This is a genomic window from Methanocrinis sp., assembly GCF_049974945.1.
GTDB lineage: Archaea > Halobacteriota > Methanosarcinia > Methanotrichales > Methanotrichaceae > Methanocrinis.
The window spans coordinates 1-15069 of the sequence record NZ_JBNGCU010000008.1 but is presented as its reverse complement, the minus strand read 5'-3'; the positions used below and the strand labels follow the sequence as shown (position 1 = coordinate 15069).

Here is a 15069-nt window from a genome sequence, read left to right as displayed (position 1 = left end):
CCTGGAGGTACTACGGTCCCCTTTTCAGATATATCTGCCGGGTGCATCTCATCGAGTGTATCTCAGCCCTTGAGACGTCGGGAGCCCTGGGAGCCGGACTCCAGTCGGACACCTTCCGACGCCAAGACGAGAGCCGTCGCCGATCTCTGACGGCCACAGGACCGATCCACCCGATACTGATCGCCTCCGACAGAGATCAAGCCGATACTGATCGCCCTAATATTATGTTAATGAAGGTCTTATCCTGGTCTTATCCTATTTGGATTTGTTGGAGAACGGTCGGTCTCGGCTTCCGGGACCGGGGCCGTCCTCGTCTGCGGACTGCTTTTATATCAGAAACCTATTCTCCCCACGGTGACGTTGTTTGGTCCTCAGAACTCATTATTCAGGTGATATACTTCCGGAGATGGACGGGCAGGAGGTCACGTTGGCGGGCTGGGCCCACGAGGTTCGAGACCTGGGTGGGATCTGCTTTCTCGTCCTGCGGGACCGCGAGGGCTTCGCCCAGGTGACACTGGTCGCAAAGAAGGTGGACAGAGACCTCCTGGAGAGGGTTAGGCACCTGAGCCGGGAGAGCGTTCTTCTGGTCAGGGGGAAGGTCAAGGGCGAGCCGAAGGCCCCTAGGGGCTACGAGATCATCCCCTCGGAGATCACCGTCCTCAACGAGGCCGATTCGCCCCTGCCCATGGACCCCACGGGAAAGGTGGGCGCAGACCTGGACACGCGGCTCGACTCGCGGTTCATCGACCTGCGCAGGCCTTCGGTTCTGGCGGTCTTCAGGATCGAGAGCGAGGTTCTGCGCTCCTTCCGGGACTTCTTCTCCGACAACGGGTTCATCGAGGTCTGCACCCCCAAGGTGGTGGCCACGGCCACCGAGGGTGGGACCGCCCTATTTCCCATCACCTACTTCGAGAGGGAGGCCTTCCTCAACCAGAGCCCCCAGCTCTACAAGCAGATGCTTATGTCCGCGGGGCTGGACAGGGTCTTTGAGATCGGGCCCATCTTTCGGGCCGAAGAACACGATACCAGGCGCCACCTCAACGAGGCGATATCGATCGACGTGGAGGTCAGCTTCGCCGACGAGGAGGAGGTGATGGCCCTCCTGGAGAGGGCGATGGCGAAGGCCTACCGGGACGTCGCCGAGAGGTGCAAGACGGAGCTCGAGTATCTCGGAGTCGAGCTCGAAGTCCCCCGGACCCCCTTCAAGAGGGTGACCTACACCGAGGCCCTGAAGATCGCAAACCAGGGCAGAGCCGTCGAGATCGAGTGGGGAGACGACCTGGACACCGAGGCGGAGAAGGCGATAGGCTCTGCCATCGGCGAGCACTACTTCATGACCGAGTGGCCGACGGTGATCAAGCCCTACTACACCCAGCCCTTCGAGGAGAGGCCCGAGATCAGCCGGGGCTTCGATTTGATGCACCCCTCGATGGAGCTGGCGAGCGGCGCCCAGCGGGTCCACAACCCCGAGCTTCTCGTCCGCAAGATAGTGGCCCAGGGGCTCGACCCCTCGGGCTTCGAGTTCTACCTGAGGGCCTTCAGGTACGGGATGCCGCCCCACGCCGGGTGGGGCCTGGGCCTCGCACGGGTCGTCCTCACCATGCTGGGCCTGGAGAACGTGAGGGAGACGGTCATCTTCCCCCGGGATCGAAGAAGGCTCGTTCCCTGAACTGATCTGACCGGCCGGCCATACCCGGCCGGTCTTACTCTTCTTTGCCGACCTTCTTCGACGATACCGATACTGGCGCCTATACGGGCGCCTATACGGGCAACGATACCGACACCGATACCGATACCGGCACCGGGTTTTCGATGACGTCCATCACCGCAGACCTTCTGACGACCTCCCGGCAAAGCTCCTCGATCTTCTCCCTGGGAGCGTCGGCGGCGTCGGAGGCGACGGTGACGGCACAGCTCACGGATATGCTCTGAAGCCCGGGCCTCGGATCTTCGGAGAGGCCGAAGAAGTTGTTCAGATCTATATCCCCTTCCAGGGACAGCTTCAGCCCCTCGATCTCGATCCCCACAAGAGATGCCCTGAGGACGAGGCCCACCGCAAGACAGGAGGCCAGAGCGTGCAGGACGTACTCTGCGGCGTTGGGGGCGAGGTCGCGGCCGAGAAGGGCGGGCGGCTCGTCGGCCTCGACGAAGAACTTCGCCGACCCCTTCGCGCCTTCGGCCCTCTCGATGAAGGTCCGGCAGCGGCAGCCGCCCGCCCACTCGGTCCTGGCCCGGATGGTGAACCTCCCCTTCTCCGGCTCTCTTCCCACGGCCTCTATCGTCTTCTGCAGCCTCAAAACGTCGATTCCGTTCAACATCTCGCTCATCTCATCAGATCTCCACGGCCAGATCTCCGAAATCCAATCCCAGCATCGAATCCCCCGGCGGTGAGGGATAAAAATCATGCCCTATCATGCCCTATATAGTCTCGATCCGCCAAAACATTTTTCGCTGATGCCATTGTCCTGTCCTGCAAGTTGAACTGCGAGGTTATGGGCTTGATACCAGATATCGCGAGCGGAGGAGATGCGGTGTGCTAGCGGAGAAGAAAGCTGAATTCGCCGGGCTTTTTCGGGAATTTGTAGATAGCTATCCGCCCACATCCCAAGGTCGGTCTCATCTGTTGCATTACGGTAAAGAGAGAGAAGAAGGAAATAAGAATTTTAAAGATATCCTTGAGGCTGAAAGTAGAGGCGAGGACGTAACCGAGCAAGTATTGCTAAAATTGCTTCCTTATGCAGATACGAAATCCAACAAGGTTACGGATTATTGGGGATCTATAGCACCTGCATTCAATTGTGATGTGCGATCTAAGTACGAGGCGATCGGGTGGACTAAATCGAAAGATTGGCCTCAAGTCGCACGCGAGATTCTGCGTTTCGTTCGTCGTTGCTATGATCACCCGGAAGAGTTAAAGGTCGCATGTGACGATTTCTTGGATTCTCCCTACTCCAAAGGTTTCCAGGCCGGAACTTTGACGCCGATCCTTCATGCCCTCAAACCGGATGATTTCATCTTGATCAACAACAAATCAAGGAGTGTCGTCAACTACTTCTCCGGCTGTTCTTACTCTTCAAGTTTGGCAGATTACCCCACTATCAATGAAAGTGCCCGCACACTTGTTAACGAAACCTCAGACGATATGCACCGTTTTGGAATTTTTGGGATAAGAGATGACGATCTCTTCGATATGTTCACTCACTGGTTGGTGGCAATCAAGAAATACGATTTAAAATTGGTCAGCTACTGGATCTTTCAGTCCAATCCTGACTACTACGACCTCGATGGAGCGATACGCGAGTTAACGGAAATAACGTGGACCGTTAACCAGTACAAAAAAAGAATACATGCTAAGGATAGGGTCTACCTCTGGGAGTCAGGGAAAGATGCGGGCATTCTTGCAGTTGCCACGGTGCTTTCAGATCCGGACCATATACCCGATAACAACAAAGAGAGAAAATTTATCAGAGAATCGGAGAGATTCACTGAAAAAAGACTTCAAGTCCCTCTTCGTATTGATTATGTCTTACCCCGTAGGATAAAGAGAACGTATCTGCTTGAAGATCCCCTCCTCAGATCTTTAGAGATCTTGACATTTCCCAATGCGACAAATTTCGCAGTAAATGATGAACACGCCCAGATTCTCAACAACTTGATCTTCAACCCTAAAAATCCGATATACTCCCTCGTTCAGCTCGCCGATGACACCGGCTTCGATCTCGAAACCTTAGAGCGCTGGGTCCGGGCCATCAGAAGAAAGGGGCAGGCGGTCGTCTACGGCCCGCCGGGGACCGGGAAGACCTACATCGCCGAGCACCTGGCAAAGCACCTGATCGGCGGGGGAGACGGCTTCGTGGATCTGGTCCAGTTCCACCCGGCCTACGCCTACGAGGACTTCATCCAGGGGATAAGGCCGCAATCCGATGAGGACGGCGGGCTGAGCTACCCTCTCCTTCCGGGACGGTTTCTCGAATTCTGCGAGAGGGCCGACTCGCGCAGCGGAACCTGCGTTCTGATCATCGACGAGATCAACCGCGCCAACCTCTCCCAGGTCTTCGGGGAGCTGATGTACCTCCTCGAATACCGCGATCGTTCGATCCCCCTGGCCGGAGGGGGTGCCCTGAAGATACCCGAGAACGTCCTCATCATCGGGACGATGAACACCGCCGACCGATCCATAGCCCTGGTGGACCACGCCCTCCGTCGCCGCTTCGCCTTCCTGCGCCTACAGCCAGATCACGATCTCCTCCGCAAGTATCATCAAAGTCGAGGTACGGGATTTCCAATCGAGGGGCTGATCGGAGTCTTGCGCCGGCTGAACGACCAGATCGACGACCCCCACCACGAAGTCGGCATATCCTTCTTTCTCCTGGACGACCTCGAAGACGAGATCGAGGACGTCTGGAGGATGGAGATCGAGCCCTACCTGGAGGAGTACTTCTTCGACCGGCCCGAGAAGGCCAAAGACTTCCGGTGGGACGAGGTCAGAAGAGAGATCATGCCATGAGCTCCAGGGAAATTCAGCGGATCGAGCTCGTTGAGTACGAGACTCAAAGGTTTCCCGAATCCGAGATCTCCGAAGAGCTGGGGATGAAGATATGGCAGAGCTACGGGAGCCAGATCTTGATAGATGAGCCGTCCTTCAAGAACGGCAACCAATGGAGCTTAACTGCAAACGGCTGGGCAGGTCACATACCCCTGACCCCAGAGTTTCAGATCGCCCTCCTGCCAAAGGTGGAGATAAGGAATTTATTTGGGATGCTGGAGTACGCCTACCGGCTAAAGAGCAAGAGCCTCAAGTTTCCCGAGGGCTTAACCGACTGCGACTCATTGGAGGAGTTCTACGAGAGGCTGGCCAACCTCTTCGCCCTGCGGGTCCTCGACCGGGGGCGCAAGGGCTTCTTCCGATCTTATCAGCCCCGGAAAGATCGGATCCCCTACGTCCGGGGCCGCTTCGAGATCAAGAAAAGTTGCCAGAAACCATGGATGGTGAAACCAGAGTGCTGCTATGAGGAGCACACCTCCGACGTCGAGGATAACCAGATCCTGGCCTGGACCCTGCGGCGAATTCTCCAGAGCGGGATCTGCACCGAGAGATCCCTGCCCCAGGTTCGCAGAGCCTATCAATCTCTTCGGGGCCTGGCAACCCCAGTTCCATGCGAGCCCCAGGATTGCGCGGGTCGGCTTTACAACCGCCTAAACCAGGACTATCAGCCGATGCACGCCCTATGCCGCTTCTTTTTGGAGCAGAGCGGGCCATCTCATCGGATCGGAGATCGAACGATGATCCCCTTCCTGGTGGACATGCCAAAGCTCTACGAGCTCTTTGTCGCAGAATGGCTGGAGGCTCACCTGCCATCGGGTTTTGTGGTCAAACCCCAAGAAGAGGTCGCCCTTGGTCAGGAGGGGAGGATCAAATTCAAGATCGATCTTGTGGTCTACGATAGAGGGACTCAGAAGGAGAAGGCGCTCTTCGTCCTCGACACCAAGTACAAAGCTCCAGACCGGCCAGGAAACGACGACATCAGCCAGGTGGTAACCTACGCGAACATCAAGGATTGTCAGGAAACAGTGCTGATCTACCCCACGCCGCTGAACTTGGACGTGATGATCGGGAAGATAAGAGTTCGCAGCCTGACCTTCTCCTTGGATGGCGACCTCGACCAGGCCGGAAGCAGGTTTCTGGAGGATCTACTTTCTGGCGAAGATCGGTAAGGTGTTGTAACCTCTTTTGCAGACGAGAGGAAAAATCACTTCATACCCTATCAGGTCCGCCACCCCGCGACCTCTCTCTTCGCGGTCTCGTAGTCCAGGTCCCCATATCTGATCAGCTTCACCCTCATCGCCTCAGAAAAGGCTCTGCCGGAGGGGATCAGCACCGCCGCGGCCCGCCCCGCTTCCTCCTCTTCTTCTCGGGCTCGCGGTTCCTGAACCGGACCAGATGCCAGTTGTCGATCTCCCAGAGGTCCAGGGCCCGCTCCTCCTCCTTGAGGTAGCCGCGCGCCCTCTCCATCAGCTCGTTCCAGTCGACCTCGTGACCCGCGAACTCCGGCCCCTCGACGCAGGCGAGCTTCGTCTCGCCGCCGACGTTGACCCGGCAGGCCCCGCACATCCCGGTCCCGTCGATCATTATCGGCATCAGGCTCACCCTCGCCTCCGTGCCGAAGGGCTCTGAGACTCGCGAGCAGGTCGCCATCATGAAGGTGCAGCCGACCAGGTAGATCCGGTCTATCTTCTCGGATGCGAGGATCTCCCTGAGGGGGTCTTTGGCCCAGCGGGCGACCCCCACCGTCCTGTCGCCGGAGGTGACGATCAGCCGGTCGCTCGTCTCCTCCAGCCGGTCGAGCCAGAAGAGGAACTCGCCCTTGTAGGCCTCGACGATGGAGATCACCTGGTTTCCCTCCTCCTTCAGGGCTCTGGCCAGGGCGTAGGCGGGGCCGGCTCCGAAGCAGCCGCTGACGACGACGACCGTCCCGAAGTGCCCTACATCGGCGGGCTTTCCCAGGGGGCCGGCCAGGTTTGCCAGCCTCTCTCCCGGCTCCATGAGGCCGAGCTTCTTTGTAGAGAGGCCCAGCTCCTGGAAGACCAGGGTCACCGTCCCCCTCTCGCGGTCCCAGTCGGCGACGCTCATGGGTATCCTCTCCCCCTCCTCGTCGACCCGCAGGATCATGAACTGGCCGGGCTGAATCTTCTCGGCGATCTCGGGCGCCCTGATCTCCATCAGCTTGAAGCCGGGCGCTATCGTCTCTCTTCTCACGATCTCGTTGGCGATGGAGCCGACGGACCTTTCGCAAATGGTTTCTTCCATGAGGGTCGCCTCACCAGTCAAGACGCAGACCTCCCGAATTCGGGGGGCGATCCGCACTTCTCAATCGCATCGGGCTTTTTTGCTCCCGCCCCCGGATCCTTGATGCCGAGAGCTTCCGCAGCCTTCCGCGATTACATCTCCTCGATTTGATGGTTGAAATACTTTCCCCAACCGTTCATTCATCTATTCAAAAAACAGATCCTAAAAGGCCTTTAAATATGGATAATCTCATCTGGCTCCGGCTACCTGCTAAATTATGGTCGCAATTTTTGAACCTTTGCCAGGAGCCAGTAGCAGCGCCCGGGGGGGCTAAATGTGATCCATGAAGGTCAGGCTATGGTCGGGCTCTGGAAAAGGTTAATAGCGGTGAGGGCTAAGCTCTGGGCGTGGGCTCGTAGGGTAGAGGATATCCTAGCGGGCTTCGGAGAGCCCTCTCGAAGAAACCCGCTGACCTGGGTTCGACTCCCAGCGGGTCCGTCCACCTTTTTTTTCATCTCACCCCAAATCATATCCGATTGCGCAGCTGAAGGGCGGGCAGGGCCCTGAGCCGGGCAGAAAACCCTTTTTGCCAAAAGGTCCATCAGAAGAGCGGTGGTGAGGGTTTGGTCGACCTTCTCGGAAAAAAGAAGCTGGAAGAGGAGATAGAGCGGCTGCGGGCGAGGGTGGCCGAGCAGGAGGAGGAGAGGGACTCCCTGCAGCTGCAGATAGAGAGGCGCGAGGAGAAGATCAGAAAGCTGACCGCAGCCGGCCAGGAGACGAGCCTCGCCCTCAAGGCCGCAGAGCAGAAGATCGCCGCCCTCCAGGAGCGGGATGCTGGAGAGGAGGGGTGGGAAGGGGCCGCGACGAAAGGCCGTCCCAGCTCAAGCCGCCTCCTCAAGCCGAGAGAGGTCGAGCAGCTCCTGGAAAGGCTCGATGCCGTCCGATCCCCCCATGACGACCTTCTCTCGGCATACATCGCCCCGGGGTCGGCCGGAGAGAACCTCCCCCCCGAAGTCGGCGATCTGGCGAGGCAGGACGAGTCAGACCGAGGGGCGGCGGTCTTCTCCGCCCCTCTTCTCTTCACCATCGCCCTGGTCCCTCCCTTTCCCATCGGAGAGGGCGAGGTGACCTGGGCCGGGTCCTTCAAGACGGGGCCCCTGAAGGAGATGCTGGACACCCCGGTCCTGGTGGTGGCGGCCCACGCTGGCGAGACCCTCCTGGGGGTGGCCCTGGGCCGGGAGGGGTTCGCGGAGCGGGCCGTGGTCAAGAGCGCCGTCAAGGAGAAGCACACCAAGGGTGGCTGGAGCCAGAAGAGGTTTGAGCGGCTGAGGGAGGAGGAGATCCGCCAGCACGCCGACCTGGTGGCGGAGAGGCTCCCCAAAATTCTGGAGGGGTATCGGTCGATCCCCGCCCGCGCCGTGGTCAGCGGCGACCCCGCCCTGGTCAAGATGATCGCCCCCGCCATCGACCTTCCGATACAGGAGGCGAAGATCGGCCGCTTCGACAAAAAGAACCCTGACCGGCTTCTGGAAGAGGTCTACGGGTTCGTCTGCCTGAGAGGATGATGATCTGGATTACGAATGAATTGAAGAGGGTTTAGATGAGAGACTGGGAGAAGGAGAAGAGTGCGTCTGATCCGGATGCGGAGAGGGAAGAGCTGGAGATGCTATCGAAGGACTGGGACTGGCACGTCCGAAGGGCTGTGGCCTTAAACCCCGATGCTCCGATCGAGATCCTGCGCAATCTCGCGAAAGACCAGGTCCAGTGGGTCCGGGAGGCGGTGGCGGCGTCCCCCCGAGCCGACGGCGAGATCCTCGACCTCCTCTCCGAGGACGGCGACGGCTTCGTCCGGGCCGCCGTCGCCCGCAACCCCTCCACCTCCCCCGTCACCCTCTCCGTCCTCTCCTGGGACGAGATGATGGACTTCGACTACTCCCTCTCCAAGAACCGCTTCATCGTCCAGGAGGAGGTGGCCAAGAATCCGAGCTCCCCCGAAGAGGCGATCAGAACCCTCTCCGAGCACGCCGACGAGGGGGTCCGGGCCGCCGCGGTCTCCAACCCCCAAGTTCCCAGAGAAGTCCTCTCCAGGAGGAAGATCGACCACTCCTGGGCGGTGAGGACGGCGGTGGCGAAAAGCCCCCGGGTATCTGCCGAGATCCTGGACGATCTCGCCGCGGACAGAATCCAGGACGTCCGGGTGGCCGTCGCCGAAAATCCCAGTACCCCCGCCGACGCCCTGGCCAGTCTCGCCATCGATCGGGATGTGGAGATCCGGGCGGCGGTGGCATCGAACCCGAGGGCCGATCCCGCGACCCTGGTGGCCCTCTCCGGGGACTGGGCCTGGAAGGTTCGTGAGACGGTGGCGAAGAACCCGGCGGCGCCGGAAGATCTGGTGCAGGCCCTCGCCGAGGACCTCGACCAGAGCGTGAAGAAGGCGGCGAGGGCGAGGCTGGAGGGGTGAATCCGATTCGAAGTTTAAGAGCTATCTTGTGCCTGGTATTGGCCCTGTACCTGACCCAACTCGGCCAATAAAAATATTGGTGCGCCCCTGCCAGCATCATCGGCCTGACAATAGCCCCTCCTCGCTCGGAGTAATTTGCTGGCGGCAGGCAATTGGGGCGGCCTTTCAGCGCCCCTTCATCGCCACCAGGGCGCTGGCGAGCATGATCGGCCCCCCAAAGCTCTTTCTCGCGCGGCTGGAGTCGACGAAGACCGGGTCCATGATCACAGGAGCGCCGAACCCTCTGGCCCCGGAGAGGAGCATCAGGGTGCGGAAGATCAGGTTCCCGGAGATGCCGTCGGGGGCGACGATCAGATCGTCTCCGCGGCAGGTCTCGATCAGGATGCCCCGGTGCTCGGCCCGGACTCCGCCGTCCCGGGCGAGCCTCGCCACCAGCTCCGCCTCGGCGAGGGTCCGATCGATCCGGTCGCTTCTGCCCAGGTCCTCCATCCTCCCGCCGGAGAGTACAGATACCTTGGGGTCGACGCCCATATCCTTGAGGTAGCCGGCGCCGCCGACGGCGAGGTCCAGCCGGTCGGATATGCAGTCGCCCTCGTCTATCCCCACCGGGGCGAGAAAGAAGCTCCAGCCGGGCAGAGAGAGGAGAGAGATCCGCCTCACCCTCACCTCGAAGGTCCCGGCGATCCTCCTCATCACCCTGGTGGCGGAGAGGTTCCCCCTCACCGCCCCGTCGATCTCGCCCTTCGCCAGAAGGTCGACCAGGGCCGAGGCGGGATCTTCGGCCCTCACCAGATTCACCCCTCCGACCTCAGAGTCGGAGCCGGGGTCGCCCACCATCACGATCTCGGCGTACTCGCCCGCCTCCTTCATCCCGGCGACGATCTCCTGGCCGCCGCCGTCCACCCCGATGCCGATCCGGGCTCGCCTTTTTCTTGCGGCCCGCTCCATCCGGTCCACGAACCCCGAATCCAAAAGATCACCTTATGCCGGTGATGACCTCGCGCTCGAAGTCGAAGAGGACCGCCCTCTCTCCGCCGGACTCGATCACCAGCCGCCGATCTTTCGTCACCCGGCCGACGATGGCGGAGGAGAGGCCCCGCTCCCTGAAGACCCGGACCGCCTCCCCGGCCTCGTCCGGGGGCGCGGTCACCACGAATCCCATCCCCGGATACATCTTCTGCCAGATTGCCATATCCATCCCTTCGGGCCGGGGGAGGAGGTCGAGGTCGACGACGGCCCCCGCCCGGCTCGACTCCAGGAGCATCCCCAGGGTTCCCAGCATCCCGGGGTTGCTGATGTCCTTTCCCGCGGTGACCAGCCCCCTCTCCCCCAGCTCCCTCATCGATCCGAGCTGGCGGAGGAGGACCTCCCCCTCCTTGAAGCTCGTCGAATCCCAGTTGATCGCGAAGCTGGGGTGGACTTGACCGTCGAGGTCGACCCCGATGACGATCGAGTCGCCGGGCGCGGCCGTGCTGCTGAGGATCACCGCCCCCTTCTTCGCCTTCCCCAGGATGGCGACGTCCAGGGCGCTGTAGGGGGTATCCGGATGGAAGTGACCGCCGATGATCGGAACCCTGAACTTCTCGATCCCCCTGGCCAACCCCCGGAGGACGTCTTCTGCGAGCTCGGGAGAGTCGACGCTGAAGACGTCCACCATGGCCACGGGCCAGCCCCCCATCGCCGCTATATCGTGGACGTTCACCAGCACGGCGCAGTAGCCCGCCCACTCGGCGTCGGCCTCCAAAAGCCTGCTCCAGATCCCGTCAGCTGCAAGAAGCATCACCTCATCGCCGTCGTCGATGACCGCCGCGTCCTCCCCGAAAGAGGCTATGATCAGGTCTGAGTCCACCGGAAAGTGGCCGACCAGACCGCCGATGGCCTTCTTGCGGGTTATGCCCACAAACCCGCGAAGCTCGGCCGCCAGAGACTCAAGGTTCATCAGCTATCCAGAAACCTCTGGAGAAAAATAGGTGACGGTGCAAGACCGATCCGAGAGAGCCGGCCCTATGCCTCCTTATTCCGCTCCCCGGTGCCGATCCCGAAGACCTGCTCCAGGGAGTCGAGGGCCTTATCCCGTACCCTCGGGGGGCAGTTCACGCAGGCCTCCTGGAGGTGCTCAATTGCTCGCCGGTCCCCGATCTCGCCGAGGCTCCAGGCGGCCCAGGCCCGGATCTCCTCTTCGTCATCGCCGAAGATCACCTCGACGAGCCGGTCGAGGGCACTTTCAAGGCCGATCTCGCCCAGGGCGGTGACGGCTGCAAGCCTGACCTGGGGGTGCTCGTCGTCTACCAGGGGGAGGGCCATCCCGCAGGCCTCATCCCCACCGATGGAGGCCAAGGCCTTGGCCGCGGTCATCCTGACGACGTAGCTCTCATCTTTGAGCGCTGGCAGAAGAAGGGGCGCGGATCCGGGCGCCCTCATCTCGCCGAGGGACCAGGCGACCCTACGCCTCAGCTCGGGATCGCCGTCCTCGATCGAAGAGGCCACCATCTCGATCGACCCGGTACACCGGAGGCGGCCTAGGCCCACCGCGGCCATCCTCTTCGCCTCCAGGTCGCCCTCTCTTAGAAGCTCCATGAAGGTGTCGGAGGCTCCCAAGCCTACGAGAGCAAGAGACGACCTCAGCCTCACCTCCCTGGACCGGTCGGAGGCGAGGGATCGGGAGAGGAAAGGGACCGCCCGCCTGTCTCCGATCGCCTCTAGGGCCGAGGCGGCCCACTCCCTGACCGAGGGGTCCTCGTCCTCGATAAGGGCCCGGGCAAGGGGGTCGAGTGCCCTCTCGTCGCCGATCTTTCCCAGGGCCCAGGCCGCCTTGAACCTCACTTGGGGTTCGGCGGCCCTCTCCAGCGCTTCGAGGAGGTGCCCGGTCGCCTCAGATCCACGCTCCACCAGCTTCCAGGCGGCGCTCTGCCTCTCGAAGTAGTCTTCGCTTCCCAGCATCCGGACCAGGTCTGAAAGGGGCTCCATATCCGCCCAACTCCGACCTTCTGTCCTTTAAGCTTTCCCCGAAGCTCAGATCTTCATCGGGGCTTGAGCGATCCAGGCGGTCTATACAGATCCCGGCGGCTCTATCCTTCCGGCTCCGTCCAGCCCCCAAGATCTCGCCGAAAAAGTTTATTCCTTTCTTGACAAAGAGTGAATGGGGCGAAGGACAAAAAGCCCGCCCCACCGCCCACCACCTAAGCCGAAGAGGAGGATCTCGAAATGTCCGAAGAGCTCGACCAGGTTTTCGCCTACCACCAGGCGACAAAGCACAGCTTCACCAGGATGGCTCCAGGGCCAAAGACGATGGACTGGGGAAACGAGCCCCGGCCGTTCCGAAGGTTTCGGGGCGCAGATCTCATCGAGCTGGAGCGGCCCGAGCCCCGACCCGGCGAGGGTCCAGAGTACGACCAGGCCCTCGAAGAGAGGGGTGTCCCTCCCCGACCCCTGGGCTTTGATACGGTCTCCCAGCTCCTCTTCGACTCCCTCGCCATCTCGGCCTGGAGACGGGCGGGAGGGGCGGCCTGGGCCCTGCGGACAAACCCCTCCAGCGGAAACCTCCACCCCACCGAGGGCTACCTGATCTGCGGGCCCGTTTTCGGCCTCTTCGACCGTCCGGCCGTCAGCCACTACGCGCCCCGGGAGCATGCCCTGGAGGTGAGGTGCCGCCTCTCGGAGAAGGCCTGGCGGGATATGGCCTCGGGATTGCCGGAGGGGACGGTCCTCGTCGGCTTCTCCTCCATCCCCTGGCGCGAGTGCTGGAAGTACGGCGAGAGGGCCTTCCGCTACCTCCATCTGAACTTAGGCCACGCCCTCGCGGCCACAAGCCTCGCCTCTGCGGCCCTGGGATGGCGGGCGACGCTCCTGGAAGAGGTCGGGACCGAGGAGCTGGCATATCTTCTGGGGGTCGCCGGGGAGACCGGAGCCGAGGCCGAGATCCCGGACTGCCTCGTCGCGGTCCACCCCCAGGGCAGCGCCGTCTCGGGCTTTGATCTATCAGAGAAGGTCCTGGCCGAGCTCAGAGGTGTCGAGTGGCAGGGAAAGCCCGACCGGCTCAGCCCGGATGCCGTCGACTGGCCCCTCGTTGCGGGGATGGCGAAGGCGACGGCGAAACCACCGGGCGAGGTCGCCGAGGACCTTGGCGGGATGAAGGCTCCGCCTGGTTTCGCCCGTCCACCAGCATCACTTCGCAATCTCATCCGAAATCGGCGGAGCGCCATCGTCATGGACCCGGCCTTCAGCATGGAGAGAGACGACCTCTTCGGGGCCCTCTGCCGGACCCTTCCTGGATCGGGAAGGTTCCCCAATAACCTTTTCGCCTGGAGGCCCCAGGTCCATCTCGCGGCGTTCGTCCACCGTGTTTTGGGCCTGGATCGGGGGCTCTATCTTCTGGTCAGAAACCCCGACCACGAAGAGTCCCTCCGATCCTCCCTGAGCCGTGAGTTCGACTGGAAGACGCCTCAAGAAGCGCCCCCGGGATTTTATCGGCTGGCGACCGGCGACTTCCGGGAGCTTTCGAGGGCTCTCTCCTGCGGCCAGAAGATCGCCTCCGAAGGCTGCTTCTCCCTCGCCATGATCGCGAGGTTCCGTCCCAATCTTGAGGAGCGCGGCCCATGGTTCTACAACCGGCTCCTCTGGGAGTGCGGCATCGTCGGCCAGACCCTCTACCTGGAGGCGGAGGCGACGGGGCTCGCGGGATGCGGCATAGGCTGCTTTTTCGATGACGCCGTCTCCTCGGCCCTGGGCCTGAAGGGGCCCGAGTATCAGAGCCTATACCACTTCGCAGTCGGAAGAGAGATCCCCCTTCAGAGGATAGAGACCCTTCCGGCATACCCGGCCCCAGACCGATGATGGGGACGAGAAAATAGGGACAGTTCTGGGAGAATATGGCCGAATCATCTTCATCGGGATGAAAAGGGGTCGAAATTTTTCTCAAATCATTTTATTTTGGAGGTCCACAACAGATATATACTCTCAACGATAAAATAGTCCCGCAGGTGGTATTGAATGAAGAATAAAGCGCTGCTGGTTCTGGTCCTCCTGGGGCTCTTCGCCGTGGCGGGACCGGCCCAGGCGGCTGAACATGAAGATATGGCTGAAGACGGAGAGATGGCCGAAGCCGAGGAGATGGCCGAGGTCGACTACATGGCCAAAGCCGACGCTTTCATGATGGGTTATCCCGAAAACAGCTACTACAGGATGGAGATGCAAGAGCTCATCGACGCCGTCGACGCCGGGGACAAGAACCTGGCGATCCTGGACGTGAGGCCCGCCGAACTCTACGATTCAGGCCACATACCAGGCTCTATGAACATACCTGGTCCTGTGCTAGTCACGTCTATAGACATGGTCCCAACCGACAAAAAGATCGCCACCCTCTGCGCTCTGGACACTAACGCAGCCTTCGCGGTCTCGATACTGAGGATCTTCGGCGACCGCGACGCATGGGTTGTGGTGGGCGGTCCTTCCGCATGGGAGGAAGCCGGAAGGGAGCTCGTCCCTTCTGAAGAGATGTCGAGTTAGATCCACGACCTTAAGGTGTAAGATCCCCAAGTTGGAGCTCAAAGGCGCCCGAGCGGTCGATAGACCTCTCGGTCCCATCCCTATTTTGCAGATCCGCCATATCTCTCACCGCCCCTTCCTTCGATCCTCCGTCGAGGAAAAGGTAAAATCATCCCAGATCAATGATGGGGGTGATGATGGGGAGGAGAGATCATGTTCTACAAACCTAGAGACAAATTTCCGAACTTGCCCTCGAGGATCGCAAAGCTCGGCGATCTGGCTTACAACCTCTGGTGGAGCTGGCATCCCGAGGGGAGAGAGCTATTCATAATGCTGG

13 protein-coding genes and 1 tRNA gene are annotated in these 15069 nt (G+C 61.0%); 9 read left to right on the top strand and 5 right to left on the bottom strand.

All coding sequences use genetic code 11. The features are described from left to right. Positions 1 to 406 precede the first annotated feature (406 nt). Complete coding sequence (gene aspS, locus ACP5EL_RS01725; RefSeq protein ID WP_428400717.1) at positions 407 to 1669, top strand: aspartate--tRNA(Asn) ligase; 1263 nt, start codon at positions 407 to 409, stop codon at positions 1667 to 1669. Between the two features lie 91 nt (positions 1670 to 1760). On the opposite strand, the gene ACP5EL_RS01720 is transcribed toward aspS, so the two are convergent. Next, on the bottom strand, positions 1761 to 2327 hold the full coding sequence (locus ACP5EL_RS01720) for an OsmC family protein (protein WP_428400716.1): 567 nt from the start codon (positions 2325 to 2327) through the stop codon (positions 1761 to 1763). Between the two features lie 206 nt (positions 2328 to 2533). Here ACP5EL_RS01720 and ACP5EL_RS01715 point away from each other — a divergent pair, with 206 nt between their 5' ends. Together ACP5EL_RS01715 and ACP5EL_RS01710 are read left to right on the top strand one after the other, a co-directional pair. Further along, a complete protein-coding gene (locus ACP5EL_RS01715; protein WP_428400715.1) occupies positions 2534 to 4507 on the top strand; it encodes an McrB family protein in 1974 nt (657 codons plus the stop codon). Continuing rightward, positions 4504 to 5715, top strand: coding sequence for an McrC family protein (locus tag ACP5EL_RS01710; RefSeq protein ID WP_428400714.1), 1212 nt, complete (start codon positions 4504 to 4506; stop codon positions 5713 to 5715). Before ACP5EL_RS01715 ends, ACP5EL_RS01710 begins: the two co-directional genes overlap by 4 nt. A gap of 157 nt (positions 5716 to 5872) precedes the next feature. Here ACP5EL_RS01710 and ACP5EL_RS01705 read toward each other — a convergent pair whose 3' ends face one another. Then, the gene (locus tag ACP5EL_RS01705; RefSeq protein ID WP_428400713.1) at positions 5873 to 6808 is read right to left on the bottom strand and encodes a sulfide/dihydroorotate dehydrogenase-like FAD/NAD-binding protein; all 936 of its coding nucleotides are present in this window, start codon (positions 6806 to 6808) and stop codon (positions 5873 to 5875) included. A gap of 388 nt (positions 6809 to 7196) precedes the next feature. On the opposite strand from ACP5EL_RS01705, the gene ACP5EL_RS01700 reads away from it, so the two are divergent. The 3 genes from ACP5EL_RS01700 to ACP5EL_RS01690 all read left to right on the top strand — a co-directional run bounded on the left by ACP5EL_RS01700 (position 7197) and on the right by ACP5EL_RS01690 (position 9248). Then, positions 7197 to 7285 (top strand) — tRNA-Arg (locus tag ACP5EL_RS01700). Positions 7286 to 7410: 125 nt separating this feature from the next. Beyond that, positions 7411 to 8352, top strand: coding sequence for a Vms1/Ankzf1 family peptidyl-tRNA hydrolase (locus ACP5EL_RS01695; protein ID WP_428400712.1), 942 nt, complete (start codon positions 7411 to 7413; stop codon positions 8350 to 8352). A 35-nt stretch (positions 8353 to 8387) separates the two neighbouring features. Further along, positions 8388 to 9248, top strand: coding sequence for a hypothetical protein (locus ACP5EL_RS01690; protein ID WP_428400711.1), 861 nt, complete (start codon positions 8388 to 8390; stop codon positions 9246 to 9248). Between the two features lie 165 nt (positions 9249 to 9413). Here ACP5EL_RS01690 and mtxX read toward each other — a convergent pair whose 3' ends face one another. The 3 genes from mtxX to ACP5EL_RS01675 all read right to left on the bottom strand — a co-directional run bounded on the left by mtxX (position 9414) and on the right by ACP5EL_RS01675 (position 12215). After that, positions 9414 to 10220, bottom strand: coding sequence for a methanogenesis marker protein Mmp4/MtxX (mtxX, locus tag ACP5EL_RS01685; RefSeq protein ID WP_428400710.1), 807 nt, complete (start codon positions 10218 to 10220; stop codon positions 9414 to 9416). Positions 10221 to 10224: 4 nt separating this feature from the next. Beyond that, on the bottom strand, positions 10225 to 11187 hold the full coding sequence (locus ACP5EL_RS01680; protein ID WP_428400709.1) for a methanogenesis marker 2 protein: 963 nt from the start codon (positions 11185 to 11187) through the stop codon (positions 10225 to 10227). 65 nt (positions 11188 to 11252) lie between these two features. Beyond that, positions 11253 to 12215, bottom strand: coding sequence for a HEAT repeat domain-containing protein (locus ACP5EL_RS01675; RefSeq protein ID WP_428400708.1), 963 nt, complete (start codon positions 12213 to 12215; stop codon positions 11253 to 11255). Positions 12216 to 12452: 237 nt separating this feature from the next. Between ACP5EL_RS01675 and ACP5EL_RS01670 the strand changes: the two genes are divergently transcribed. The 3 genes from ACP5EL_RS01670 to ACP5EL_RS01660 all read left to right on the top strand — a co-directional run. Then, positions 12453 to 14081, top strand: a complete 1629-nt coding sequence (locus tag ACP5EL_RS01670) for a SagB/ThcOx family dehydrogenase (RefSeq protein WP_428400707.1) — start codon at positions 12453 to 12455, stop codon at positions 14079 to 14081. A 156-nt stretch (positions 14082 to 14237) separates the two neighbouring features. Continuing rightward, positions 14238 to 14753 (top strand): rhodanese-like domain-containing protein, encoded by a 516-nt coding sequence (locus ACP5EL_RS01665; protein ID WP_428400706.1) that lies wholly within the window; start codon positions 14238 to 14240, stop codon positions 14751 to 14753. 192 nt (positions 14754 to 14945) lie between these two features. Beyond that, positions 14946 to 15069 (top strand): DUF3417 domain-containing protein (locus ACP5EL_RS01660; protein WP_428400732.1); only part of this gene is annotated, 124 nt, incomplete at its 3' end.

What these genes read in the sequence shown, in the direction of transcription:
- aspS (WP_428400717.1), top strand. Translation starts at nt 407, where the DNA reads ATGGACGGGCAGGAGGTCACGTTGGCGGGCTGGGCCCACGAGGTTCGA.
- ACP5EL_RS01720 (WP_428400716.1), bottom strand. Translation starts at nt 2,327, where the DNA reads ATGAGCGAGATGTTGAACGGAATCGACGTTTTGAGGCTGCAGAAGACG.
- ACP5EL_RS01710 (WP_428400714.1), top strand. Translation starts at nt 4,504, where the DNA reads ATGAGCTCCAGGGAAATTCAGCGGATCGAGCTCGTTGAGTACGAGACT.
- ACP5EL_RS01705 (WP_428400713.1), bottom strand. Translation starts at nt 6,808, where the DNA reads ATGGAAGAAACCATTTGCGAAAGGTCCGTCGGCTCCATCGCCAACGAG.
- ACP5EL_RS01690 (WP_428400711.1), top strand. Translation starts at nt 8,388, where the DNA reads ATGAGAGACTGGGAGAAGGAGAAGAGTGCGTCTGATCCGGATGCGGAG.
- ACP5EL_RS01680 (WP_428400709.1), bottom strand. Translation starts at nt 11,187, where the DNA reads ATGAACCTTGAGTCTCTGGCGGCCGAGCTTCGCGGGTTTGTGGGCATA.
- ACP5EL_RS01675 (WP_428400708.1), bottom strand. Translation starts at nt 12,215, where the DNA reads ATGGAGCCCCTTTCAGACCTGGTCCGGATGCTGGGAAGCGAAGACTAC.
- ACP5EL_RS01670 (WP_428400707.1), top strand. Translation starts at nt 12,453, where the DNA reads ATGTCCGAAGAGCTCGACCAGGTTTTCGCCTACCACCAGGCGACAAAG.
- ACP5EL_RS01665 (WP_428400706.1), top strand. Translation starts at nt 14,238, where the DNA reads ATGAAGAATAAAGCGCTGCTGGTTCTGGTCCTCCTGGGGCTCTTCGCC.